At 63.5% G+C, this 23,667-nt stretch carries 21 protein-coding genes; 14 read left to right on the top strand and 7 right to left on the bottom strand.

Annotated elements, in window-relative coordinates:
* The first annotated feature begins 41 nt into the window (after nt 1–41).
* From ACSVDO_RS19085 to ACSVDO_RS19105, 5 genes are all read left to right on the top strand, one after another.
* Nucleotides 42–527 carry an HD domain-containing protein gene (locus ACSVDO_RS19085; protein WP_489594056.1) on the top strand — a complete coding sequence of 162 codons (486 nt, stop codon included), beginning with the start codon at nt 42–44 and terminating at the stop codon, nt 525–527.
* A gap of 90 nt (nt 528–617) precedes the next feature.
* The gene (locus ACSVDO_RS19090) at nt 618–2,723 is read left to right on the top strand and encodes a hydantoinase/oxoprolinase family protein (protein WP_489594058.1); all 2,106 of its coding nucleotides are present in this window, start codon (nt 618–620) and stop codon (nt 2,721–2,723) included.
* Nucleotides 2,720–4,297: a hydantoinase B/oxoprolinase family protein gene (locus tag ACSVDO_RS19095; protein ID WP_489594061.1), complete on the top strand. Its 1,578-nt coding sequence runs from the start codon at nt 2,720–2,722 to the stop codon at nt 4,295–4,297. The genes ACSVDO_RS19090 and ACSVDO_RS19095 overlap by 4 nt, the downstream gene beginning before the upstream one ends.
* Before the next feature lie 93 nt (nt 4,298–4,390).
* The gene (locus ACSVDO_RS19100; protein ID WP_489594062.1) at nt 4,391–5,359 is read left to right on the top strand and encodes a Bug family tripartite tricarboxylate transporter substrate binding protein; all 969 of its coding nucleotides are present in this window, start codon (nt 4,391–4,393) and stop codon (nt 5,357–5,359) included.
* A gap of 57 nt (nt 5,360–5,416) precedes the next feature.
* The gene (locus ACSVDO_RS19105) at nt 5,417–6,199 is read left to right on the top strand and encodes a class II aldolase/adducin family protein (RefSeq protein WP_332539686.1); all 783 of its coding nucleotides are present in this window, start codon (nt 5,417–5,419) and stop codon (nt 6,197–6,199) included.
* A 22-nt stretch (nt 6,200–6,221) separates the two neighbouring features.
* On the opposite strand, the gene purT is transcribed toward ACSVDO_RS19105, so the two are convergent.
* Complete coding sequence (purT, locus tag ACSVDO_RS19110) at nt 6,222–7,463, bottom strand: formate-dependent phosphoribosylglycinamide formyltransferase (RefSeq protein ID WP_489594063.1); 1,242 nt, start codon at nt 7,461–7,463, stop codon at nt 6,222–6,224.
* Here purT and ACSVDO_RS19115 point away from each other — a divergent pair.
* The 6 genes from ACSVDO_RS19115 to ACSVDO_RS19140 all read left to right on the top strand — a co-directional run bounded on the left by ACSVDO_RS19115 (nt 7,462) and on the right by ACSVDO_RS19140 (nt 13,785).
* Nucleotides 7,462–7,632 carry a hypothetical protein gene (locus tag ACSVDO_RS19115; protein ID WP_489594065.1) on the top strand — a complete coding sequence of 57 codons (171 nt, stop codon included), beginning with the start codon at nt 7,462–7,464 and terminating at the stop codon, nt 7,630–7,632. The two genes, purT and ACSVDO_RS19115, sit on opposite strands and share 2 nt — an antisense overlap.
* Nucleotides 7,633–7,761: 129 nt before the next feature.
* Nucleotides 7,762–9,021, top strand: coding sequence for a hypothetical protein (locus tag ACSVDO_RS19120; RefSeq protein WP_489594067.1), 1,260 nt, complete (start codon nt 7,762–7,764; stop codon nt 9,019–9,021).
* A 275-nt stretch (nt 9,022–9,296) separates the two neighbouring features.
* Entirely contained in the window at nt 9,297–10,265 is a 969-nt protein-coding gene (locus ACSVDO_RS19125; protein ID WP_489594069.1) for a hypothetical protein, read from the top strand.
* A 505-nt stretch (nt 10,266–10,770) separates the two neighbouring features.
* Entirely contained in the window at nt 10,771–11,706 is a 936-nt protein-coding gene (locus ACSVDO_RS19130) for a hypothetical protein (protein ID WP_489594071.1), read from the top strand.
* Between the two features lie 110 nt (nt 11,707–11,816).
* Nucleotides 11,817–12,665, top strand: coding sequence for a 3-hydroxybutyryl-CoA dehydrogenase (locus ACSVDO_RS19135; protein ID WP_332539691.1), 849 nt, complete (start codon nt 11,817–11,819; stop codon nt 12,663–12,665).
* A gap of 76 nt (nt 12,666–12,741) precedes the next feature.
* Complete coding sequence (locus tag ACSVDO_RS19140; protein ID WP_489596444.1) at nt 12,742–13,785, top strand: serine/threonine protein kinase; 1,044 nt, start codon at nt 12,742–12,744, stop codon at nt 13,783–13,785.
* A 12-nt stretch (nt 13,786–13,797) separates the two neighbouring features.
* On the opposite strand, the gene ACSVDO_RS19145 is transcribed toward ACSVDO_RS19140, so the two are convergent.
* Nucleotides 13,798–14,217, bottom strand: coding sequence for a hypothetical protein (locus ACSVDO_RS19145; RefSeq protein WP_489594073.1), 420 nt, complete (start codon nt 14,215–14,217; stop codon nt 13,798–13,800).
* Nucleotides 14,218–14,452: 235 nt separating this feature from the next.
* Complete coding sequence (htpG, locus tag ACSVDO_RS19150; protein ID WP_489594075.1) at nt 14,453–16,438, bottom strand: molecular chaperone HtpG; 1,986 nt, start codon at nt 16,436–16,438, stop codon at nt 14,453–14,455.
* 219 nt (nt 16,439–16,657) lie between these two features.
* On the opposite strand from htpG, the gene aqpZ reads away from it, so the two are divergent.
* Nucleotides 16,658–17,362, top strand: a complete 705-nt coding sequence (aqpZ, locus tag ACSVDO_RS19155) for an aquaporin Z (protein WP_489594077.1) — start codon at nt 16,658–16,660, stop codon at nt 17,360–17,362.
* Between the two features lie 61 nt (nt 17,363–17,423).
* Here the strand turns inward: aqpZ and ACSVDO_RS19160 are convergent, their stop codons facing one another.
* Entirely contained in the window at nt 17,424–18,044 is a 621-nt protein-coding gene (locus ACSVDO_RS19160) for a TetR/AcrR family transcriptional regulator (protein WP_489594078.1), read from the bottom strand.
* Between the two features lie 87 nt (nt 18,045–18,131).
* Here ACSVDO_RS19160 and ACSVDO_RS19165 point away from each other — a divergent pair, with 87 nt between their 5' ends.
* Nucleotides 18,132–19,349 (top strand): arabinose transporter, encoded by a 1,218-nt coding sequence (locus tag ACSVDO_RS19165; RefSeq protein ID WP_489594080.1) that lies wholly within the window; start codon nt 18,132–18,134, stop codon nt 19,347–19,349.
* Nucleotides 19,342–20,076: a siderophore-interacting protein gene (locus ACSVDO_RS19170; RefSeq protein WP_489594082.1), complete on the top strand. Its 735-nt coding sequence runs from the start codon at nt 19,342–19,344 to the stop codon at nt 20,074–20,076. The genes ACSVDO_RS19165 and ACSVDO_RS19170 overlap by 8 nt, the downstream gene beginning before the upstream one ends.
* Nucleotides 20,077–20,192: 116 nt before the next feature.
* Here the strand turns inward: ACSVDO_RS19170 and ACSVDO_RS19175 are convergent, their stop codons facing one another.
* The 3 genes from ACSVDO_RS19175 to ACSVDO_RS19185 all read right to left on the bottom strand — a co-directional run bounded on the left by ACSVDO_RS19175 (nt 20,193) and on the right by ACSVDO_RS19185 (nt 23,568).
* Nucleotides 20,193–20,546 (bottom strand): hypothetical protein, encoded by a 354-nt coding sequence (locus ACSVDO_RS19175; RefSeq protein ID WP_332539957.1) that lies wholly within the window; start codon nt 20,544–20,546, stop codon nt 20,193–20,195.
* Nucleotides 20,547–20,793: 247 nt separating this feature from the next.
* Nucleotides 20,794–22,665: a pseudouridine synthase gene (locus tag ACSVDO_RS19180; protein WP_489594085.1), complete on the bottom strand. Its 1,872-nt coding sequence runs from the start codon at nt 22,663–22,665 to the stop codon at nt 20,794–20,796.
* Nucleotides 22,666–22,821: 156 nt separating this feature from the next.
* Nucleotides 22,822–23,568 carry a Crp/Fnr family transcriptional regulator gene (locus ACSVDO_RS19185; protein ID WP_332539960.1) on the bottom strand — a complete coding sequence of 249 codons (747 nt, stop codon included), beginning with the start codon at nt 23,566–23,568 and terminating at the stop codon, nt 22,822–22,824.
* Nucleotides 23,569–23,667 lie beyond the last annotated feature (99 nt).

The following is a 23,667-nucleotide window of genomic DNA, read 5'->3' on the forward strand; positions in this document are numbered from 1 at the left end:
AGTCCGCCATTGAAGGCGCACTTTTTACCAAGGTGGAGACAATGCAAAAAGTGAATTTTACCGCGATGAAAGACGGCACCCCCGCGGAGTTCAAGCTGCTCAGCGATCTCGACGAGGAATACAGCAAGACCCTGCCAGACCGCATATTGAAAATGCTGAAATTCCTGGCCGACGACGACGGTGGCTACCAGATATCCAGGCTGGACCATGTGCTGCAGACCGCGACCCGCGCCTACCGCTCGGGTGCCTCCGACGAATGGATTGTCGCCGCGCTGCTGCACGACATGGGCGATGTGATTGCACCCGACAACCACTCGGTGGTGGCGGCCGAGATCCTCAAGCCCTTTGTCTCGGAGGAAGTCTTCTGGGTGGTGCGCCACCACGGCGTGTTCCAGGGCGTCTATTACTGGCAGCATATTGGCCGCGACCCGAATGCGCGCGAGGCATTTCGCGGCCACCCCTATTTTGATTCAGCCGCCAGATTCTGCGAGGAATGGGATCAGAACTCATTTGACCCGGATTATTAAACCCTGCCACTTGAATTCTTTGTTCCTTATGTGAACAAGATATTCCTGGCCCAGCCCACGGTCTAGACAATATTTCAGGACAGATAATCCATGCACTCCCCCACGCCCCGCAAGAATATCCGATGGGCCACCGATATCGGCGGCACCTTCACCGATATCGTGATCAGCATCGATGGTGAAATGCACGCCCGCAAGGTGCTGACCACGCCCGCCCAGCCCGAGCGCGCGGTGATCGACGGCAGCCTGCAGATGATGAGCGACATGGGCATAGCGCCCGAAATGGTCGACATCTTCGTGCACGGCACGACGCTGGCCACCAACGCCATCCTGGAGCGCCGCGGCGCGCGTTGCGCACTGATAGGCACCGAAGGCTTTCGCGACATCCTGAGCATAGGCGACGAAGGGCGCTTCGACCAGTACGACATCTTCATCGAGAAAGTCGCGCCCCTGATCGCACCCGAGCTGTGCTTCACGCTGCCCGAGCGCATGAGCGCCGCCGGCGAAGTGCTGCTGCCTCTGGACGAAGCCGCGGTGCATGCGCTGATGCAGCGCATCGAGGCGCTGGGCATACGCAGCGTCGCCATCTGCTTCATCCACGGCTATGCGAACGCCGCGCACGAACGCCGCGTCGCGCAGATCCTGGCCGAGCACCACCCCGACTGGTTCATTTCGCTGTCGTCCGAAGTCTGCCCCGAAGTGCGCGAATACGAGCGCTGCTCGACCACGGCCGCCAACGCCTACGTCAAGCCCATCATGGCCGGCTACCTGCAGCGGCTCGAGCAGGAACTGGTGGAAAAAGGCTTTCGCTGCCCGACCTATCTGATGACGTCGGGCGGCGGGCTGACGACGCTGCGCTCGGCCATGGAATTCCCGATACGCCTGGTGGAAAGCGGGCCGGCCGGCGGTGCCATTCTCGCCGCCCATGTGGCGCGGCTGTGCGAGCGCCAGAACGTGCTGGCCTTCGACATGGGCGGCACCACGGCCAAGGTGTCGTTCATCGACGACTTCGAGCCCCATACCTCGCGCAGCTTCGAAGTCGATCGCGCCTCGGGCTTTCGCAAGGGCAGCGGCCTGCCGCTGCGCATTCCCGTGATCGACATGGTGGAGATCAGCGCCGGCGGCGGCTCGCTGTGCGACATCGGCATGTTCGACAACATCACCGTGGGCCCCGAAAGCGCCAGCTCCGTGCCCGGCCCGGCCTGCTACCCCAATGGCGGCGCGCGTCCCACGGTCACCGACGCCAACCTGCTGCTGGGCCGGCTGGACGCGCACAACTTCGCGGGCGGCACGATTGCGCTTGACAGCGCCGCGGCCGCGGCCGCCATCGGGCGCACGCTGGGCGAGCGCCTGGCCTGCACGGCGCGCATCGCGGCGCTGGGGGTGTCGCAGCGCGTCGAGGAAAACATGGCCAATGCGGCGCGCGTGCATGCCAGCGAATGCGGCAAGGACCTGGCCCGATTCTCCATGGTGGCGTTCGGCGGCGCCGCGCCGGTGCACGCGGTGGCCGTGGCGCGCAAGCTGGGAATACGCCAGATCATCCTGCCGCCCAACGCGGGCGTGGGCTCAGCCGTGGGCTTTCTGCTGGCGCCGATGAAATACGAACTCGTGCGCAGCCACCGCATGCCGGTCGCGGGCTTCGACCATGCGCGCGCCCAGGCGCTGCTGCAGGCCATGGAGGACGAGGGCCGGGCCGTGGTCACGGCCGGCCAGGGCGCGAACCCCGCCGCGCACCGGGTCGTGCGCCGCGCCTACATGCGCTACATGGGCCAGGGCCACGAGGTGCTGGTCGAGCTGCCGACGGCGGCGCTCGACAGCCAGGCCGAAGTGCAGCTGCGCCAATGGTTCGAGAGCCAGTACAAGGCGCTGTACGGCCGCATCATTCCCGACGCGCAGATCGAAGTCGTGACCTGGACCGTGAGCCTGATAGGCCCGACCGCGCCGGTTTCGGCCCTGCCCGCGACCGGCGAACGCCAGGCCGCGAGGCGCGCCGGCACGCGTCCGTTGCTGGCCGACGGCGGCGGCGAATTCGAGGACGTTCCGGTGTTCTGGCGCCCCGATCTCGCGGTCGGCGCGCATTTCGCCGGCCCGGCGCTGCTTGACGACGAATCCACCACGCTGCTGCTGCCGGCCGGCTATACGGCCCAGGTGGTCGCGCAGCGCTACGTAATCATTGACGAAACGGAGACCACGGCATGAGCACCGATCAAGGACTGAACAAGCTGCGCATGCAGGTGCAGTGGAGCCGCCTGCTGGCGATCGTCGAGGAACAGGCGCAGGCTTTGCTGCGCACCTCCTTCAGCACCATCGTGCGCGAATGCGGCGATCTGTCGACCGGCATCTTCGACCTCAAGGGCCGGATGATCACCCAGGCGGTCACGGGCACGCCCGGCCATGTGAACACCATGGCCGCGTCGGTGCAGCATTTCCTGCGCTACTTCCCCATAGAGACCATCGCGCCGGGCGACATCTACGTCACCAACGACCCCTGGATGGGAACCGGCCACCTCAACGACTTCGTGGTCGTCACGCCGGCCTTCCATGAGGACCGCCTGGTCGCGCTGCTGTGCTGCACCAGCCACCTGATGGACGTGGGCGGCATGGGCTACGGCCCCGACGGCCGCGATGTCTACATGGAAGGCTTTTGCATTCCGCCGGTGAAGCTGGCCGAGCGCGGCGAGATGAACCTGCTGCTGATGGACGTGATCAAGGCCAACACCCGGCTGCCGGTGGAAACCGAGGGCGACATCTACTCGCTGGTCAACAGCAACGAGATCGGCATACGCGGCCTGCGCGCCATGCTGCAGGAGTTCGCGCTGGCCGACATCGCGGCGCTGGCCGACTACATCTGCGACGTGACGCGTGCCACGGCGCTGGCGCGCCTGGCCGAACTGCCGCGCGGCGCGTTCCGCTATGAAATGGAAGTCGACGGCTACCGCAAGCCGGTGCGCCTGGCGGCCTGCGTCACCGTGGAAGACGGCAGCATCAACGTCGACTTCGCGGGCTCGTCGGCGCCGTCGGAATACGGCATCAACGTGCCGCTGACCTATGCCAGCGCCTACAGCACCTTCGCGCTGATGTCGGCGCTGATGCCCGGCATACCGAACAACTCGGGCTCGCTGGACCTGTTCACGGTGTCGGCGCCCGAGGTCTGCATTCTCAACGCCCAGCGGCCCGCGCCGGTGGCCATACGCCATGTGCTGGGCCAGATGCTGCCCGACGTGGTCTTCGGCTGCCTGCGCCAGTTCGCGCCCGAGAAGGTGCCGGCCGAAGGCGCGTCCTGCCTGTGGAACATCAACCTGCAAGGCACGACCCATGCCGGCAAGGTGTTTGCCACCACGGTCACGACCAACGGCGGCACGGGCGCGCGCCCGGGCAAGAACGGGCTTTCGGTCACCTCCTACCCCAGCGGCGTGCGCGGCACGCCGGTCGAAGTGCTCGAGTCGGCGATTCCCATGACGTTCTGGAAGAAGGAAATCCGCCAGGGCTCGGGCGGCGCGGGCGAGTGGCGCGGCGGCGACGGCGTCGACATGCTGATCGAGAACGTCTCGGGCAGCGCGATCACGCTGCTCGCGGCCTTCGACCGCATCGACTACCCGCCGCGCGGCATAGCCGGCGGCGCGGCCGGCGCCGCGGGCTATGTGGGCCTGTCCGACGGCACGCCGCTGCTGGGCAAGGGCGCGCAGCCGATACAGCCGCGCCAGACGCTGGTGATACGCACGCCCGGCGGCGGCGGCCTGGGAACACCAGCACCGGATTTGACCCGCGGCTGAAGCCCGGGCATGAAACATGCCTCTGAGAAGAGGCATTGCAAACGCGACCGATGCATTCGGCGGGGCCGATTTCTCCAACTCCTGGACTACACGATGAAACTCTCTTCCATTCTCCGCGTCGGGGCCCTGGCCCTCGCCCCCCTGCTGTCGGTCGCGCATGCGGCGGACTTCCCGTCCAAGCCGATACGCATCATCGTGCCGTTTGCCGCGGGCGGCTCCACCGACGCGGTCGCGCGCCTGGTCGGCACCAAGCTGTCGGCAAGGCTGGGCCAGCCGGTGGTGATCGAGAACAAGCCCGGCGGCAGCGAAGTCATTGCCTCGACGTTTGTCGCCCAGTCGCCGCCAGACGGCCACATCATCTTCCTGTCGACCATGACCGGCCTCACGGTCAACCCCAGCCTCTACAGCAAGCTGGCCTACGCCCCGAAAAAGGACTTCGCGCCGCTGGTGCTGGCCGCGACCATTCCCAGCATCTTCGTGGTCAACCCCAGCGTTCCCGTGAAAACCATGGCCGAGCTGCCGGCCTATCTCAAGGCCCACCCCGCTACCGCCTACGGCTCGGGCGGCAACGGCACGCCCAACCATCTGGCCACCGAGATGTACAAGCGCGCGATCGGCGCCGAGGCGCTGCATGTGCCCTACAAGGGCGGCGCGCCCGCGCTTGCCGACCTGATGGCCGGGCAGCTGCAGCTGATGGTCGGCCTGATGCCCGAGGCCCTGCCCCTGGTCAAGGCCAACAAGCTGCGCGCGATCGGCATCACCACGCTGCAGCGCTCGCCCGAATACCCCGAGCTGCCCACGGTCGCCGAATCGGGCGTGCCGGGCTTCGAGATGATCTTCTGGTCGGCTTTCGTGGTGCCCGCGGCCACGCCCAAGAACGTGCAGGAAATCCTGCACAAGGCGCTGGACGCGACGCTGCAGGAGCCCGATGTGCGCGCGCAGATGAAGGCCATGGGCATAGTCCCCGGCGGCGGCAGCCAGCAGGAGCTCGCCAGGCTGATCGACAGCGACACAGCCAAATGGAAGAAGGTGATTGACGCCGCGGGCATCAAGGCCGACTGATCCTCGCCGGGCGCGCGATTCGCCCGGCTTCCCTTCGAACGCTTTCTCCGACTGCTTATGATTTCCACCACCAACCCGCATGCCAACCGCCAGCCGCGCAACATCGGCGACGCCGAATGGGAGGTGCGCGTGCAGCTGGCAGCGGCCTACCGCCTGGCCGCGAAGTTCCAGCTGACCGACCTGATCTACACCCATATCTCGGTGCGCGTTCCGGGCCGGCACGACCAGTTCCTGATCAATCCCCACGGCTGGTTCTTCGACGAGATCACGGCCTCGAGCCTGGTGAAGATCGATGTCGACGGCCGGCCGGTCGACGACCAGCGCTTCGAAGTCAACGCCGCGGGCTTCACCATCCACAGCGCGCTGCACCAGAGCCGCCAGGACGTCGAATGCGTGGTTCATCTGCACACCAGCGCGGGCATGGCGGTTGCCGCGCTGCAGTGCGGACTGCTGCCGCTCAACCAGATCAGCATGCAGTTCTACAACCGCGTGAACTACCACGACTACGAAGGCATTTCGCTGGACCTCGACGAGCGTGCGCGCATCGTGCAGTCTATGGGCCAGGCGCACCACCTGATCCTGCGCAACCATGGCCTGCTGACCACGGGCCGCTCGGTGGCCGAAGCCTTCACGCGCATGTTCTATCTGAACCGCGCCTGCGAGATCCAGCAGCAGACGCTGTCCATGGGCCAGCCCTATGTGCTGCCCTCGCCCGAAGTCTGCGAGCACGCGGCCAGGCAGCACGACGACTACGCCTATCTCGACACCGTGCACCTGGACCGCGAGTGGACCGCGCTGCTGCGGCTCATAGACCGCGACAACAGCGACTACCGCTGCTGAAGCGCAGCGTGGTCGGGCCGCGTCAGGCCAGACGCGGCTTGACCTTGCTGGCCGCGAGCCGGGCGTGGGCGCGCGCCAGCTCGATATCGTCGTGGCGCGCCAGCGCCACGCCCATGCGGCGCTTGGCAAAGCTTTCGGGCTTGCCGAACAGGCGCAGATCGGTGCCGGGAACGGCCAGCGCCTGCTCCACGCCGTCAAACACCATGTTCTCGCCCTCGACGCCGCCATAGATCACCGCGCTGGCGCCCGCATTGCGCAGCGAAGTGTCTACGGGCAGTCCCAGGATGGCGCGCGCATGCAGCTCGAACTCGCTTTGCCACTGCGTGCTCAGCGTGACCAGGCCGGTATCGTGCGGACGCGGGCTGACCTCGCTGAACCAGACTTCGTCGCCGCGCACGAACAGTTCCACGCCATACAGGCCCAGTCCCGCGGGCTGGCCGTTGCGGTCCATGCCGAGGTTGTGCGTCACGGCCAGCGCAATCGCCTGGGCGCGCTCGAGCGCCGTGGCGGGCATGGGCTGGGGCTGCCAGCTTTCCACATAGTCGCCGCTTTTCTGCAGATGGCCTATGGGCGCGCAGAAATGGGTATGCACCTGGCCGTCGACGCCGCGCGCGCGCACCGTCAGCAGCGTGATCTCGTACTCGAAATCAATGAAGCCCTCGACGATCACGCGGCCGTGGTTGACGCGGCCGCCGGCCATGGCGGTGTCCCAGGCCGCGGCAACATCCTGCGGGCCGTCGATCTTGCTCTGGCCCTTGCCCGAGCTGCTCATCACGGGCTTGACGACGCAGGGATAGCCAATGGCCGCCTGGCCGTCATGGCCGTCGATCGCGGCCTGCAGCTGCGCCAGCGAATCGCAGAAACGGTAGGGGCTGGTGGGCACGCCCAGCGTTTCTGCCGCGAGGCGGCGAATGCCTTCGCGGTCCATGGTCAGGCGCGCGGCGCGCGCTGTCGGCACGACACGCACCACGCCCGCGGCTTCGAGCTCTTCCAGCATGGGCGTGGCAATCGCCTCGATCTCGGGCACCACCCAGCCCGGGCGCTCCTGCTCGATCAAGGCCTTGAGCTGGGCCGGGTCGCTCATTGCAATGGTGTGCGCGCGGTGCGCGACCTGGTGGCCGGGCGCGTTCTCGTAGCGGTCGACCGCAATCGTCTCCACGCCCAGGCGCTGCAATGCAATCAACACTTCCTTGCCGAGTTCGCCGCTGCCCAGCAGCATGACTTTGGTGGCGTGGGGGGAGAGAGGGGTTCCAAGAGTCGTCATGGCAATCAATTCGAGAGAAGGTGGGAAGGGCAATGGATTGCGGCGACGTCAGGCAGCAATGGCACGCACCGGCAACAACCGCGATTTTTACCGATTGCACGGCCATCCAGCCGGCAAAGACAACAGCGCCACCCTGGGGAAGCGCGGCATGCCTGCAGAGCAGGCCTAGCTGTCAAACCACAGACAGATGGAACCTATCGATTTATAAAGATACATAGTCAATGTCATGCATAGAGAAGCGCGCAAAGCAGCATGTTTTGCGGCGTCGAGATTCCGGCGCCACCTTCTTGTGCATGCCATGCAGATGCGGCGCGCCGCCTGCTTCTGGAGGGCCTGGGACTTCAGGCCAATGAAACCGTTCATTCACCTTTTTATTGATTACATGTTCAAGTCACCTCCCACCCAAGCATCTTCCACCGTCACGTCCGCCCAGCGCAAAGTCGAAGTCCAGCTCGCCAAGTTCGAGTTGGCTCAGATGAAGAACATTGAACTCCTCAAGCAAATCGATCATGCCCACAAAGAAAAATATCTACACCAGGCCAAATCTAATCTTCATGCCGAGCATTTATCAGAAATCAGGTCGCAAGCTGATGTTCTCACCAAAAAGCTGACGCATCAAAACCTGGCAGAACTTCAGCGCCCTTCAAAATACACGACATCAACCGAATTTGGCGATATTGACGTCAGGCGTCTGGCGATTTTGATCAAGGAAGACCCCGCACTGTATCAACTTGGGAACCGGCTCTATACCGAACAGAAAAACTCTTACGAGGAAAGCAAAAAAATAGCCAGCATCGAGTCAACCATAGACAATCTATCAAAAAATAAAGAATCCACCCAAGCCGATTTCGATGAATCAAGAATGGAATTGACCCAGTCTGTTGATGTGCTGCACGCCGTCAAGCCGAATGCGGTCAACACGGCCGAACTTGACCACCTGCTCGCTATTGCCGCGCAAAAAATGGCCGCCGCGGATGCCTCCACCGCCAGCGTCACTCTGTCTCTGGCACAGAAAAATTTCGACCAAATGCATGCTCTTGTGTATGAGACCTCGGCCAGAATGGATGAGTTATACAAGGAAGTTGATTTCCATAGCAATCGGCTCAATGCAGCCCAAGATGAATTCGTGAAGTCCGGAAAATACTCATTAACCGATCCTAATATAAGCAAATTCCAGGATGATTTCCTCTCAATCCCAGAGCACCAGTCAATTTATCGCTCGTTCGGGATTTCCATGACAAAACACCAAGTTGAATTTATGCTCCTTTCCAACGCGAAGAAACAGCACGCCTTGGCAAACAGCGATTTGATCGCAGCAACAACAAAAGTTCAAGAAACAGCAAAGATCCTGGGAGAAGCCGATTCCGCAGTGGCAAAAGCCAAATTGGCGTTGGAACAGCATATTCCTGATAACGACCTCACCAGCTGTATCGATGGCGCCATCTTGACCGACGCATCTCCCGCCCCCGCAACCGATCACAGCCAGGCAATCGAAGAGCACCACCTTGAAGAGCAGGTGGTCCAAGTAGGCACAAACAATACATGGGACATTCCGTGAAATAGGGATATTCGCAGACCATCCATGCGCGGGCGCGAGCACGGCGACCCGTGCAATTGGAGCGATCTTGGGGTTCCGTTGCTTTGAACTCGCTCACATACGAGCTGCCACGGGCAGCGTCCAAGCCCGCCAAAGACAACAACCAGCCCCAGCGGGCTGACAGCAAGCGGAGCCGGCATTCGCCCAGCAAAACGGTCATCCATTCATGTCTAGAACTATCCGCTTGACCCTCACCATGCGTTGAAGTCTATTATTCTTTTATTCCATCCAATCACATGCCCAGATCGACTCACAGCCAAAACATACAATATAACCGATCCACAGAAAATACCACGAATTTCAACCCACCCAGCAACACTGCAACTAACACAAAAGAGCAAAAATCAATCCAGGAACGAATTGAAATCATCATTTCAGAAATGGAATTATTTCTAATAAAATTTCCAAAAATATCAAAAGAAATCAATCATCTTCAGGAAAGACAAGAATCATATGAAATATCAGCCGAAAGCATCAACAACTACCCACACACCGACCTCACAAGCCCCGAACCCTTTGTTCTTTTACGTGAATTAATTGCCAAAAAACCGGAGAAACCCACCAGCACATATTCCACACTTTATCTATCGTGCGAAAAGAATTTTCTTCAAAATTCTCTGCAAGATTCAAAAAATGAACTGACTCAGTGCATTGAGTATTTTAAAGAAACCAAGACTGGGGCAGCCAACCAGATAGAAATAGAATATCTACTCAGTATTGCAAAACAGCGGGTTGCCGCCGTAAATTTATCAATCGCGACTGACAACCTAAACCAAGCACAGAGGTCATGGAACACCGAAAAATATATTACTGATGCCACTTTTAACAGTTCCAATAATTTTTCCACAGGACAACCTCCCCAACAAGCCAAGCCGAAAGAAGAAAACACCTCTGCGCGCCACCAGATAAAATTTCTTGAAACAGTATTCGAGCAAAAAGCGCTGTATCTGAACGGAAAAAAAGCAGAAGTCGAGGATCTAGAAAAAGTCCTGCAAACGTCGACTCTTGCTGTGGAAAAAGCAAAATTGGCGTTGGATGAATGCATTTTTACCGCGGCACTGTCAAACCCGATCGATGACGCCATCATGACAACTCCGGCGTCGCCCCAGATGACCGACGACAGCCTGGCAATCGACGAAACCCAGCTCTACGCACCCGTCATTGCGACAGGAGTGGAAGAGCATCTGGATGCTTATCTGGCATAGCACTGCTGCAACAAATCAGCAATCTTGCCGCGCTGGCTGCATTCCAGGAGCATGACCATGTTGGCTAGGGAGACACGCGGGGTTCCTGGAGTCGTCATGGCGGCCGACCCGAAAGAGAGTGGGTGAAACGGAAATCAGGCAGCTGCGGGCCATCGCGCCGAGCGTCGGAGAAAAGCGCGATTTTCACCCATAGGCAACGCCATCACGCCGGCCAAAGACAACAGACATACATGGGGGAAGCAGGCGTGCGGATCAGCAGCCTTTTCTCATCAACACAAGATAGCTGCAACCTATCTATTTCATTAGTTACATAGATTGAGAATGGTTTTTTGGAGGCCTGCCTCGCGGCCGAGGTTTGGCGTTCGACCCGTTGGCCGTCAATGCATGCAAGGCGCGTGTGGAGCGCCGCCAAGACAGGCATCTGGATGTCCATTCATGTTTCGAACCGTCCGGTCGGCCCTCACAAGCCGCTGAAATATCTCAATCTTTCATTTCATCCGATCACATGTTCAGATCCTCTTCCAACCAAAAAACGCAATCCAAAATTTCTACAGAAAACACTGAAAGTGCCATGGGAAAACAAAAATCAATCCAGAAAGAGATTGAAGAAATCATTTCAAGAACTGAATTACTTCCAACACATTTTTCAAAAACAGCTACGAGATTCAGCACCTTCCTTGAAAAGCAAGATGCACTTCTAGCAGAAATCGCAGAGATAAAAATTCATCTGCAATCCGACTCCAAGAGCGCCAAGTACTTCTTCTTTTCGTCTGAAATAAAAAAGAAAGAGATCGACTTATGGAGTATTTCATCTGAATTGGACGCTCTTTCTAAAGAAAAAATCAAGCTCCAACAATCCATGGAAATTTTAAAATATAATCTAGACCAATGCTATCATGAGCTGAGCGCCGCCAAAGACGGCTCCATCAGCGATACCGAAACAGAATACTTGCTCAGCATTGCAAATCAAAAAATTGCCGCTGCGGATTTTTCGATCGCAACCGAAAATCAAGCTCAATCACAGAGGATTATAAATACCAGAACACATACATCCAATCCCTCATCGGAAAACTCCAATGAATCAACCATAGAAAAATCATCTCAAGTGAGGGAGCCTGCCACCGAAAACGCCATTACACACAAAAAAATAAATTCCCCAGGATTAATATCCAACCTGTCAGATTCCTATTGGAACGAAGAAATAAAAAAAATCCAACAGCTGGAAAAAATCATGCAGGAATCGAATATTGCTGTGGAAAAAGCAAAAATGGCGTTGGATCAATGCATTTTTGAAGCGGCCCTGTCAAACCCCATCGATGACGCCCAATCGACGCCCCCAGCGCCGTCCTCGATGACCGTTGAACACCGGGAAATCGACGCCACCCAGGTCTACGAACAGGTGATTGCGACGGGCGTGGAAGAGCATCTGGAGCGTTTCTGACACCGCAGTGCAGCAAGTCAGCAATCGACGCAAACGCATCGAACTGCGGGTGCGCGCGCCGATTCCCGCTACCATCGCCCGGTCCAATTTACTTTGTGGAGACTTCTCAAATGGCGATTCAAACAGTCGGGATCATCGGCGCAGGCACCATGGGCAACGGCATCGCGCAGGCCTGCGCGGTCTCGGGCATCGATGTGGTCATGGTGGACATTTCCGAGGCAGCGGTGCAAAAGGGCCTGGCCACCGTGTCCGGCAGCCTCGACCGGCTGATCAAGAAGGAGAAGATCACCGAGGCCGACAAGACGGCCGCGCTGGCGCGCATCAAGACCTCGGTGCGCTACGAGGACCTGCAGTCCGCGCAGATCGTGATCGAAGCGGCGACCGAGAACTTCGCGCTCAAGGTCAAGATCCTGCAGCAGATCGACGCGCTGCTCGCGCCCGAAGTGATCCTGGCATCGAACACCTCGTCGATCTCGATCACCCAGCTCGCCGCGGTCACCAGCCGCGCCGAGCGCTTCATCGGCATGCATTTCTTCAACCCCGTGCCGATGATGGCGCTGGTGGAAATCATCCGCGGCCTGCAGACCAGCGACGCGACGCATGACAGCGTCAAGGCGCTGTCGCTGGCCCTGGGCAAGAGCCCGATCACCGTCAAGAACGCGCCCGGCTTTGTCGTCAACCGCATTCTGGTGCCGATGATCAACGAAGCCTTCTTCGTGCTGTCCGAAGGCCTGGCCACGCCCGAAGACATCGATGCCGGCATGAAGCTGGGCTGCAACCAGCCCATAGGCCCACTGGCGCTGGCCGACATGATAGGCCTGGACGTGTGCCTGGCCGTGATGGAGGTCTACCTCGAGCAGTTCGGCGACAGCAAGTACCGTCCCTGCCAGCTGCTCAAGGAAATGGTCGCCGCCGGCCGCCTGGGCCGCAAGACCGGCCGCGGGGTCTACCAGTACTGACCCGCTGAGCCGCTGGCGCGGCGGCGCATCGTGAATCCCCGCCGTCGGTGTAAGGAGGACAATAGCGGGCATGACCATGCCCCCTATTGCCGACGCGCCCAGCGCCCATCCCTACGAACAGCTCACACCCGACGTGGTGCTGGACGCGCTGGCCGCTGTCGGCCTCTACGGCGATGGGCGGCTCACGGCGCTGAGCTCGTACGAGAACCGGGTCTACCAGGTGTTTCTCGAAGATGGCGAGCGCGTGGTTGCCAAGTTCTACCGTCCCGGGCGCTGGAGCACGGCGCAGATCGGCGAGGAACATGCTTTTTCCGCCCAGCTCGAGGCCGCTGAAGTGCCGGCCGTGGGCCCGCTGACGCTGCAGGGCGCGACCTTGCACCAGCATGCGGGCTTTGCGTTCTCGGTCAGCCCCTGGCGCGGCGGACGCCGGCCCGAGCTTGACGATTTCGAAGTGCTCGAATGGATTGGCCGCTTTCTGGCACGCATCCACACCGTGGGCGCGGCCCAGCCGTTTGTCACCCGCCCCCAGCTCAATCTGCAGAGCTTTGGCCAGGATTCGCTGGAATGGCTGCTGGCGCAGCAGATGATTCCGCTGGAAGCCGAAACCGCCTGGCGCAGCGCCTGCGAACAGGCACTGGCGCTGATTGCCGGGCGCGCGAGTTCCAGGAACGAAATGCTGCCTTTCGGCCTGGAAGACGCCAAACAGATACGTCTGCATGGCGACTGCCATCCGGGCAATATTCTCTGGACTCCGCTGGACGAAGCCCATGGCACGGGTGGCCCGCATTTTGTCGACCTCGACGACGCGCGCATGGGCCCGGCCGTGCAGGACCTGTGGATGCTGCTGTCGGGCGACCGGCGCCAGCGCACGCAGCAACTGGGCGCGCTGCTGGACGGCTATGAGCAGTTTCGCGCCTTCGACCGGCGCGAACTGGTGCTGATCGAGCCGCTGCGCACGCTGCGGCTGATCCACTACAGCGCCTGGCTGGCGCGCCGCTGGGAAGACCCGATCTTCGCGATCAACTTCCCCTGGTTCGGCAGCCCCGACTACTGGCGCGGCCAGACCGACATGCTGATCGAACAGATCGAGGCCATGCAGGAAGCGCCGCTGTCGGCCTGAACGAACGGCGACTCAGCGCCCGCAGCCGCCGTAGACCTGGCAGTCGGGCACGGCCCGGCCTTCGGCATCCTGCCACTGGCGCACGGCGCCTGGCGCGGGCGCAGGCGCGGCCTGGGGCGCGGGGTTGGCATTCGGGTCGTGCAGCACCGTCGAGCGGCCCACGCCCACGCCAACCGAAGCCGGGCCCACGGGCGCCGACACGCCCACGCCGCCATAACCCGTGACCTGGCCGCCAGGCTGCACGCCGACCCCCACGCCCACCGGCCCCAGACCCGTGCCCACGCCCAGGCTGGGACCGCCGCTGCCCATGCCCACGCCCACCGACAGCGGGCCCACGGGAATGCCAATGCCCACGCCCATGGAATTGCAGCCGGCAAGGGCTGCAAGCAGGACGGCAGTGGTGGCAAGGCGGGGGATGGCAAGCTGGTACATGGGGATCATTTTGCAGCAGATGGGCGTTTGAACGGGTAGCCATGCGCTGATGTATGGCTTGTGCCTGCCTGCTGGAGGGCAGGCCGGGTGCGACGCGGCGGGCCAGGCAAGCTGCTCCCCCGTTCGCCCTGAGCCCGTCGAAGGGTGAACGCCCCGCCCTCCAGCCAAGCCCCCAAAAACAAAGAATCCCCCGGCCCGAAAGCACAGGGGATTGGCCGGGGAGCGCAGCCGAAACTTACACCAGCAGCGCGTTCACGCGCTTGACGTAAGCCGCCGGGTCTTCGGGCAGGCCACCTTCGGCCAGCAGCGCCTGGTCGAACAGGATGTGGGCCAGGTCATTGAAATGCACCGAGCCATCGAGCTTCTTGACCAGCGGGTGCTCGGCGTTGACTTCAAGCACGGGCTTGACTTCGGGCGCCGACTGGCCGGCCTGCTTGAGCAGGCGCGCGAGCTGGTTGCTCATCGCATCGTCCTTGACCACCAGGCAGGCCGGGGAGTCGACCAGGCGCGTGGTCACGCGCACATCGTCGGCCTTGTCCTTGAGCGCTTCCTTGAGCTTGGCCAGCAGCGGCTTGAAGGTTTCGGCGGCTTCCTCGGCGGCCTTCTTCTCGGCTTCGTCCTGCAGGTCGCCCAGGTCGACCGCGCCCTTGGCGACGGACTGCAGCGGCGTGCCGTCGAATTCGGTCAGGTAGTTCAGCGCCCACTCGTCGACGCGATCCGTCATCAAGAGCACTTCAATGCCCTTCTTCTTGAAGACTTCCAGCTGCGGGCTGTTCTTCGCGGCGGACAGCGTGTCGGCCGTGATGTAGTAGATCGCGTCCTGGCCGGGCTTCATGCGCGCCTTGTAGTCGGCAAACGAGACGTTGACCGCATCGCTGGAAGTCGAGGCAAAGCGCAGCAGCTTGGCCAGGCGTTCGCGGTTGCCGAAGTCCTCGCCCAGGCCCTCCTTGAGCACCGCGCCGAACTCGGCGTAGAACTGGCTGTACTTGCCTTCCTTGGCCTTGTCCTCGTCGCTGACCACATCGGTCACGGCATCGGCTGCCGCAGCATCGGCTGCCGGCGCTGCATGCTGGTCGTGCTTGGCCAGGTCTTCGAGCATGGACAGCACGCGCTTGGTCGAGCCTTCGCGGATCAGCTTGACGTCGCGGCTTTCCTGCAGCAGCTCGCGGCTGACGTTGAGCGGCAGGTCGGCGGAGTCGATCACGCCCTTGACGAAGCGCAGGTAGCTGGGCAGCAGCGCCTCGGCGTCGTCCATGATGAACACGCGCTTGACGTAGAGCTTGACGCCGGCCTTCTTGTCGCGGTTCCACAGGTCGAACGGGGCCTTCGCCGGAATAAACAGCAGCTGCGTGTACTCGGCATTGCCTTCGACGCGGTTGTGCGCCCAGGTCAGCGGGTTCTCGGAATCATGGCTGATCGCGCGGTAGAACTCCTGGTATTGCTCTTCGGTCACGTCCTTCTTGGGGCGGGTCCACAGGGCGCTGGCCTGGTTGACGGTTTCCCATTCGCCGGTCTTGACCATGCCGCCGGGCTGGCGGCCGCCGTTCTCGTCGCCGGGAACCAGCAGTTCGCCGTCCTTCCACTCTTCCTTTTCCATCAGGATGGGCAGGCTGATGTGGTCGGAATACTTGCCGATGATCTGCTTGAGCTTCCAGGCGTTGAGGTATTCCTCGGCGTCCTCGCGCAGGTGCAGCGTGACGGCGGTGCCGCGCTGGGCGCGCGTGATCTGCTCGACTTCGAACTCGCCCGTGCCGCCGCTGACCCAACGCACGCCTTCTTCGGCAGGCAGGCCCGCACGGCGCGATTCGACGGTGATCTTGTCGGCGACGATATAGCCCGAATAGAAGCCCACGCCGAACTGGCCTATGAGCTGGGCGTCCGACTTCTGGTCGCCCGAGAGCTTGCGCATGAAGTCCTTGGTGCCGCTCTTGGCAATCGTGCCCAGATGCTCGATGGCTTCCTGCTCGCTCATGCCAATGCCGTTGTCGGCAATGGTCAGCGTGCGCGCTTGCTTGTCGAACGACACGCGCACTTCGAGCTGTGGCTGGTCTTCGTAGAGCGCGGTGTTGTTCAGCGCTTCGAAACGCAGCTTGTCACAGGCGTCGGACGCATTCGAGACCAGCTCGCGCAAAAAGATTTCCTTGTTGGAGTACAGCGCATGCGTCACCAGGTGCAACAGCTGCGCGACTTCGGCCTGGAAGGAATGGGTTTGCTTGCTCATAAGGTGGAAATGGATTTTCTGACGGGTTGCGACTTCAAACTAGGCTGCACATGGGGCCTTGGCCGGCATTATCAAGGGCCGGCCCGCCCGCTTGAAGATGCTTGACAATTGTCAACGCCTATCGCGGCTATAAACCAGACGCTGGCCCCGAACGCGCGGTCCGGTGCGCGATTCCGGGCGCATTCTCCGGCATGTCTGCCCCTGGCAGGCGGAGTTGATATGTACAGCAATCTCAACAAATGGTCGGCCGAATTCGTCGGCACGTTCTGGCTGACTTTCGGCGGCTGCGGCAGCGCGGTGCTGGCCGCGGCGTTTCCCGAAGTCGGCATTGGCTGGGCCGGCGTGGCGCTGGCCTTCGGCCTCACGGTGCTCACGGCCGCCTACGCGCTTGGGCCGGTGTCCGGCGGCCACTTCAACCCCGCGGTCTCGCTGGGCCTGGTGATAGGCGGGCGCTTCCGGGCCGCCGAACTGCCCGGCTATGTGATTGCCCAGGTGCTGGGCGCCGTGGCGGCCGCCGCGCTGCTGTACCTGATTGCCACGGACAGGGCCGGCGCCGACATCGGCGGCTTCGCCACCAACGGCTTTGGCGCGGCGTCTCCCGCGGGCTACGGCCTGGTCGCGGCGCTGGTCACCGAAGTGGTGCTGACCGCGGTGTTCCTGATCGTGATTCTCGGCGCCACGGCGCTGCGCGCCGCAGAAGGGTTTGCCGGCCTGGCCATAGGCCTGTGCCTGACGCTGATCCACCTGATCTCGATTCCCGTGACCAATACCTCGGTCAACCCCGCGCGCAGCACCGGCCCGGCGCTGTTCGGCCCGGCCGTCGCCCTGGACCAGCTGTGGCTGTTCTGGGTCGCGCCGCTGGCCGGCGCCGTCATCGGCGCGCTGATCTATCGCAGCCTGCTCGCGCGCCGCGGCGAAGCCTGAGTTTCGCCGCTGCAGAAGAAAAGAGCGCCGCGGCGCTCTTTTTTTTCGGCTCTCGCCACCTCTAGCGCGCAGCTCCCGACAAGTAGCCCATCAGCACTTCGACAATGGCGCGCTCGACCGCGCCGGCCGCAAACTGCTGCGGCGCATCGATCACCGCCGCATGCACCAGCGAGTCCAGGGTCTGCAGCACCACCCAGGTGGCCAGATCGCGGTTGCGCGGCGCGATCTCGTCGCGATGCAGCTCCAGCAGAGCGCGCACCCGCTGCTGGATGCTGTTGTCCGCCGGGCTCTGGTCCTTGGGCGCGTCGAAGAACGGAAACTCCTTTTCCAGCACGCGGTGCAGTTCCGGCTCGACGCGGTGCGCCGCCAGCAGCGCCTGCACCATGGCCGCGATGTGGGCGCGCAGCGTACGCGGCTGGCTGTTCGCCAGCACGCTGTCGATCACCGCGTACATCTGCGCCGCATGGCGCTCGTGCAGCGCGGTGATCAGCGAGTCCTTGTTGGGGAAGTACTGGTAGACCGAGCCGACGCTCACGCCCGCGCGCTCGGCGACCAGATTCGTGTTGGTGCCGGCATAGCCGCGCTCGGCCAGAATGCGAGCCGTGGCTTCGAGAATGGCCTCCACCAGCGCCTGGGATCGGGCCTGGCGCGGCGTCCTTCTTGGTTGTGGCAGGGATGGCATAGCGGGTTCCAAACGCGAGTTTTCAACGCGAGTAACAGCTCATATTCTAGGCGTTATTGAGCAATTGCTCGTGTTCTGGAGTTTCCCATGCGTTCCCCCTCTTACTCTGCGCCGCCTGCCGCGGCCAGCCCCAAGGCCCATGCCTTTAGGCAATTGCTGCCCATCGCGCTGGCGGTGTTCATCGGCTTCCTGACCCTAGGCCTGCCCCTGCCGGTGCTGCCGCTGCACCTGCACGACACCCTGGGCATGGGCACGCTGGCGGTCGGCGTGGTCATAGGCGCGCAATTCGCCGCGGCGCTGCTGTCGCGCGCCTGGGCCGGGGCAATGGCCGATACCCAAGGCGCCAGGCGCGCGGTCATCGCCGGCCTGGTGCTTGCGGCCTGCTCCGGCCTGGCGTATCTCGCCTCGCTGGCCTTTGTCGCCACCCCCGCCACGTCGGTCGGCGTGCTGCTGCTGGGTCGCCTGCTGCTGGGCTGCGCCGAAAGCCTGGTGGTGACCGGCGCGCTGAGCTGGGGAGTGGGCCTGGTCGGGCCGCACAACGCCGGCAAGGTCATGGCCTGGGTCGGCGTGGCGATGTACGGCGCCTATGCCGCGGGCGCTCCGGCCGGGGTGGCGCTGCAGGCGCACTGGGGCTTTGGCGGGGTTGCGGCAGCCACCGTGCTCACGCCGCTGCTGGCGCTGGTGCTGGTCGCCGGGCTGCGCCCGGTGGCGCCCAGCGCCACGCGCCGCACGCCGTTCTACCAGGTGCTGGGCGCGGTCTGGCTGCCCGGCCTGGGGCTGGCCTTGTCCAGCGTGGGCTTTGGCGTGATCACCGCCTTTGTCGCCCTGCTGTTCGCGGCCATGGAATGGGGCAATGCCGCGCTGGCCTTCACCTGCTTTGGCCTGGCCTTCATTGGTGCGCGCCTGCTGTTCGGCCATCTGCCGGACCAGCTGGGCGGCGCGCGCGTCGCGCTGGTATGCGTGCTGATCGAAGCGCTGGGGCTGCTGCTGATCTGGGGCGCCGACAGCGCGTCCATCGCCTACCTGGGGGCGGCGCTGACCGGGTTCGGTTATTCGCTGGCCTTTCCGGGCTTCGGCGTCGAAGCCGTGCGCCGGGCTGCGCCGCAAAGCCGTGGCGCGGCCATGGGTGCCTATGTGGCCTTCCTGGACATCTCGCTGGGCATCACCGGGCCAGCGGCCGGAGCCCTTGCCGGCGCCTGGGGCGTGGAGGCGGTCTATCTGGTCGGGGCGCTGGCCGTGGCCCTGTCCTTGCTGGTGGCCTTGCGGCTGCTGTCCAGCGCGTACCGGGGAGTGCAGCATGTCTGAGTCCGCACGCCCGAAAACCACGACGGCGCTGGCCGAAGTGCTGGCAGCGCGCGCGCTCACGCCCCTCATGCGCCGCATCACGGTCGGCGGCGCGGAAGTCGCGGCGCTGCTGCAGGCCGAGGGCATCGATGCCCCCGCGGCCTGGGTCAAGGTGTTTCTGCCCTCGGGCGAAGGACGGGCCTACACGATCAGCGGCCTGGACCACCAGGCCAGGACGCTGGATCTGGACTTCGTGCTGCACGGCGCCGATGCAGCCTCGGGCCCGGCAGCGGTCTGGGCCAGCCAGGCGCGCGTGGGCCAGCGCCTGGGCATTGCCGGGCCGCGCAGCGGCGGGTTTGCGCTGCCCGCGCACGCGCGCTGGCTGCTGCTGGCGGGCGACACGACAGCGCTACCGGCCATCCAGGCGATCGCGCGCCGCCTGCCGGCCGCGATCAAGGCCAAGGTGTATGTGGAAGTTCCGCATCCGCAGGAGCAGCAGGCCATTGAAAGCCCGGCAGCGCTGCGGGTGGCCTGGCTGGAAGCGGGCCAGGCCCCAGGTCTGGCGCTGCACCAAAGCCTGATGTACCGCCCCCTGCCGCCGGGTCCGGGCTATCTGTGGATCGCGGGCGAGTCAGCAGCCGTGCGGGCGCTGCGCGGGCACTATCTGCAGGAACGCGGGCTGGAGCGCGAGCGCGTGAGCGCCAAGGGCTATTGGAAGGCCGGCGAGGCCGATCACCGCGATGCCTGAGCGGCACGCGGCCGCAGGCTGAGCGCCGCAGAGCCCAATGAAAAAGGCTGCGCGGTTTGCGCAGCCTTCTTGGCATGGATACAGACCGCGGCGCCTGCCGGCGGCGGTCCTTTTCTTCACTCGAGTTCCGCGGAGACGTCGCCCGTCTTCTTGTTGTACTTCAGGGTGACCTTGTTGACTTCGCACAGGTTGATGTCTTCCCACTCCACCTCATCGCCGCTATCGGTGAAGACGACCTGGATGTCCTGCTTGCAATTCTTGGTATCGCCGAACTTGAATTTTCGCGACTGCCCGTTCAGGAACTGGTTCTCGCCCAGTCGATCCTTGCCCCAATTGGACTTTTTGGACGGCGAAATGAAGACTTCATTGATGGCGTAGCCGGTCTTGTTCACCAAGGTGAAGTCCGCATTGCCGGCGAACGCTGCGCAGCCGATCGCGGAGAGCAAGGCGCCGAGGAGAATTTTTTTCATTTAATTACAACTGCAAGCAAAAGAAACAACTTTACCGGGTTTCCAGCGCGCCCATGGAAATTTCAAAATTGCGTTGCAATGGTGTTGAAGCGCTTTTGATTCGGCATGCAGCAGCCCGTCTATAGGGAACCGCTTGCTGCGCGGGCATGGGGGCTTTCCTGTTCGCCATAAAAAAATGCCTGGCAAGTTGCCAGGCATTTTCGGGAGTGGCAGCGGCAGGCTATTTACACGTCTGCCGGCGGTCCGCTCAGAAGCTTTCGTCGGCGCCCAGATAGCGCCATTGGCCCGCGGGCAGGTTGCCCAGTACGACGTTGCCGATGCGGATGCGCTTGAGGCCCACGACCTTGAGGCCGACCTGCTCGCACATGCGGCGGATCTGGCGCTTCTTGCCTTCGGTCAGCACGAAGCGCAGCTGCTCGGGGTTCTGCCAGTCGACCTTGGCGGGCTTGAGCGGCTGGTCGTCCAGCGACAGGCCATGGCACAGCAGCGCGAGCTGCTCGGCGGGGAAGCGTTCCTGGACATTGACCTGCACGTCGCCATAGACCACGCGCACCAGGTATTCCTTTTCCATCACCGAGTCTTCGCCTATCAGCTGGCGCGCGACGCGGCCGTCCTGCGTCAGCACCAGCAGGCCCACGGAGTCGATGTCCAGGCGGCCGCAGGGCGCCAGGCCCTTGAGCTGCGCGAAATTGAAACGCGTGGCGCTGGTGTCCAGATTCCAGCGGCTTTGCGCGTTGAGCAGGGCCACGGCGGGCGTATGGCCGTCTTCGGCCTGGCCGCTGACATAGCCCATGGGCTTGTGCATCAGGATGGTGACCTGCTGGTCCTGCACGCCCTTGGCGGCTTCGTCGACCGTGATGCGGTCGGACGGCAGAACCATCACGCCCATGGCCGCGACTTCGCCGTTCACGCGCACCCAGCCTTTTTCAACCCAGTCATCGGCTTCGCGGCGCGAGCACAGGCCCATGTCGGCCATGCGCTTGTTGATGCGCACCGAGCCGGGCGCGGATTCCTGCGTGACCGCGGCCTGGGGCGGGCGCTTGACCGGAATCTTGCGCGCATCTTCACCCGTGGGCACGTTGTAGGTGCGGATGCCGGTGAACGGACGGCGCGGTGCTTCGTCGCTGTGCTCGTCACGGCCGCCACGCTCGGCGCCGGGGCCGAAGGAACGGCCTGGGGGACGCGCGCGCTCGCCACCGCCCGAACGGCGGTCGTCCACACGTGGCTGGAACGGACGGCCTTCGCCACGGTCATCGCGGCCAGGGCCGCGGCTTTCGAAGCGCGGACCATCCTGGCGCGGGCCGCCACGGCCCTCGAAGCGCGGCGCGCCATCGGGGCGGCCGAAACCGCCGCCTTCACGGGGTCCGTCCTGACGACCACCACCTTCGCGCGGACCGCTGGAACGCGGGCCGTCCTGACGCGGACCGCCACGGAAATCGTCGCGTCGTTCGAAGCGCGGCGCGCCATCGGGACGACCAAATCCGCCGCCTTCACGGGGTCCGTCCTGACGGCCACCACCTTCGCGCGGGCCACTGGAACGCGGACCGTCCTGGCGCGGACCACCGCGGAAATCGTCGCGTCGTTCGAAGCGCGGCGCGCCATCGGGACGGCCAAAGCCGCCGCCTTCACGGGGTCCGTCCTGACGGCCACCACCTTCGCGCGGACCGCTCGAACGCGGACCGTCATGGCGCGGACCGCCACCTTGCGGTGCGCCACCTTGCGGTGCGCCACGGAAATCGTCGCGGCGCGGGCCGCCCCGCCCTTCAAAGCGCGGCGCGCCATCGGCACGGCCGAAACCGCCGCCACCTTCACGCGGGCCTGGACGCGGGCCATCCTGGCGTGGGCCGCCCTGACGCGGGCCGCCACGCGGATCATCGCGGCGCGGGCCGGCCCGCCCCTCGAAGCGCGGTGCGCCCGACGGGCCGCGCTGGCGGTCGCCATAGGGAGCGGAAGAACGGGCGGCGCCATCACGGCTGCCACCAGGTTTGCCTGCGCGGCCTCCCGCACCGCCGCCCGAGGAACGGGCAGCGGGTGCCGGCGCTGCCGGCTGGGAGTTGATGCGCAGGGTGGCACGCGGGCCGGAGCCAGGCGTGCGGGGGGAAGATGGGGAGGAAGACATTTGCCGCTATTGTCGCCGCCCTGCCCCGCGGCTGCCGAATACCACACGTTATGTAATGTGCACGACGGTGTAAACCAGCATTCACCCTCTGCAGCCGGCGTCAGCCGCGACAAACTGCGCGGCAATTAGCCTAGTAAGGATGAGGGGCAATGGCGGTCAATGATCCACCGCCAGTCCCTCTGGATGCGCAGCCGGCATGAATTGCGCATTGCGCAGCGCCGCGAGATCGAGCACGCGCAGGCCGCCGTACTCGATGCGTATCGCGCCCTGGTCCTGCAGATTGGCCAGGGCCTCGTTCACGCGCTGGCGCGACAGGCCCACGATGTACGCCAGCTCCTGCTGGGTGATGCGCAGCACCTGGGCCATGCCCGGGTAGAGCACGGGATTGAAGAACGCCGCGAGGCTGCGCGCGACACGCACTTCGGGGTTGCCCATGCGGTCGTTCTCGCGCGCCGCGATGAACTGGCCCAGCCGCTCGTTGAGCTGTTCGAGCACGAAGCGGTTGAAGGTCAGCGAATGGTCGAGCAGCCAGTGGAAGGTGTCTATGGGCAGGCCCGCGACCACGCTCTTGCGCAGCGCCTGGATGTTGTAGCGATAGGGTTCGCGCTTGACGGCCGTGCCTTCGCCGACCCAGCCGCCGGGCGGCACGCCGGTAAATGTCACAGTCTGGCCCTGGTCGTTGTCGGCGCAGATCTTGAGCAGACCTTCGACCAGCCCGAACCAGTAGGTCACGGGCCGGCCCACGCGGCAGATGTAGTCACCCGGCAAGGCGTCGCCCACCAGCAGCGCAGCTTCGGCGCGTGCGCGTTCATGGGGCTGGAGCACGCTCAGCCAGGAAATATTGCGCAATTCCTGGGGCGTGGGTTCGCGACGGCGCTGGTGCAAGGACAAATCGTGGCTCATGTCATGAGCATGGCGCGCAAAACCAAAGTTGCCGATCGGGGATTTCCCACCGGCCGGCGCGGCAACGAAGCTGGTATGGCGCGCGTTTTCCCGCAGAGG

The organism is Comamonas sp. DB36 (assembly GCF_057914905.1).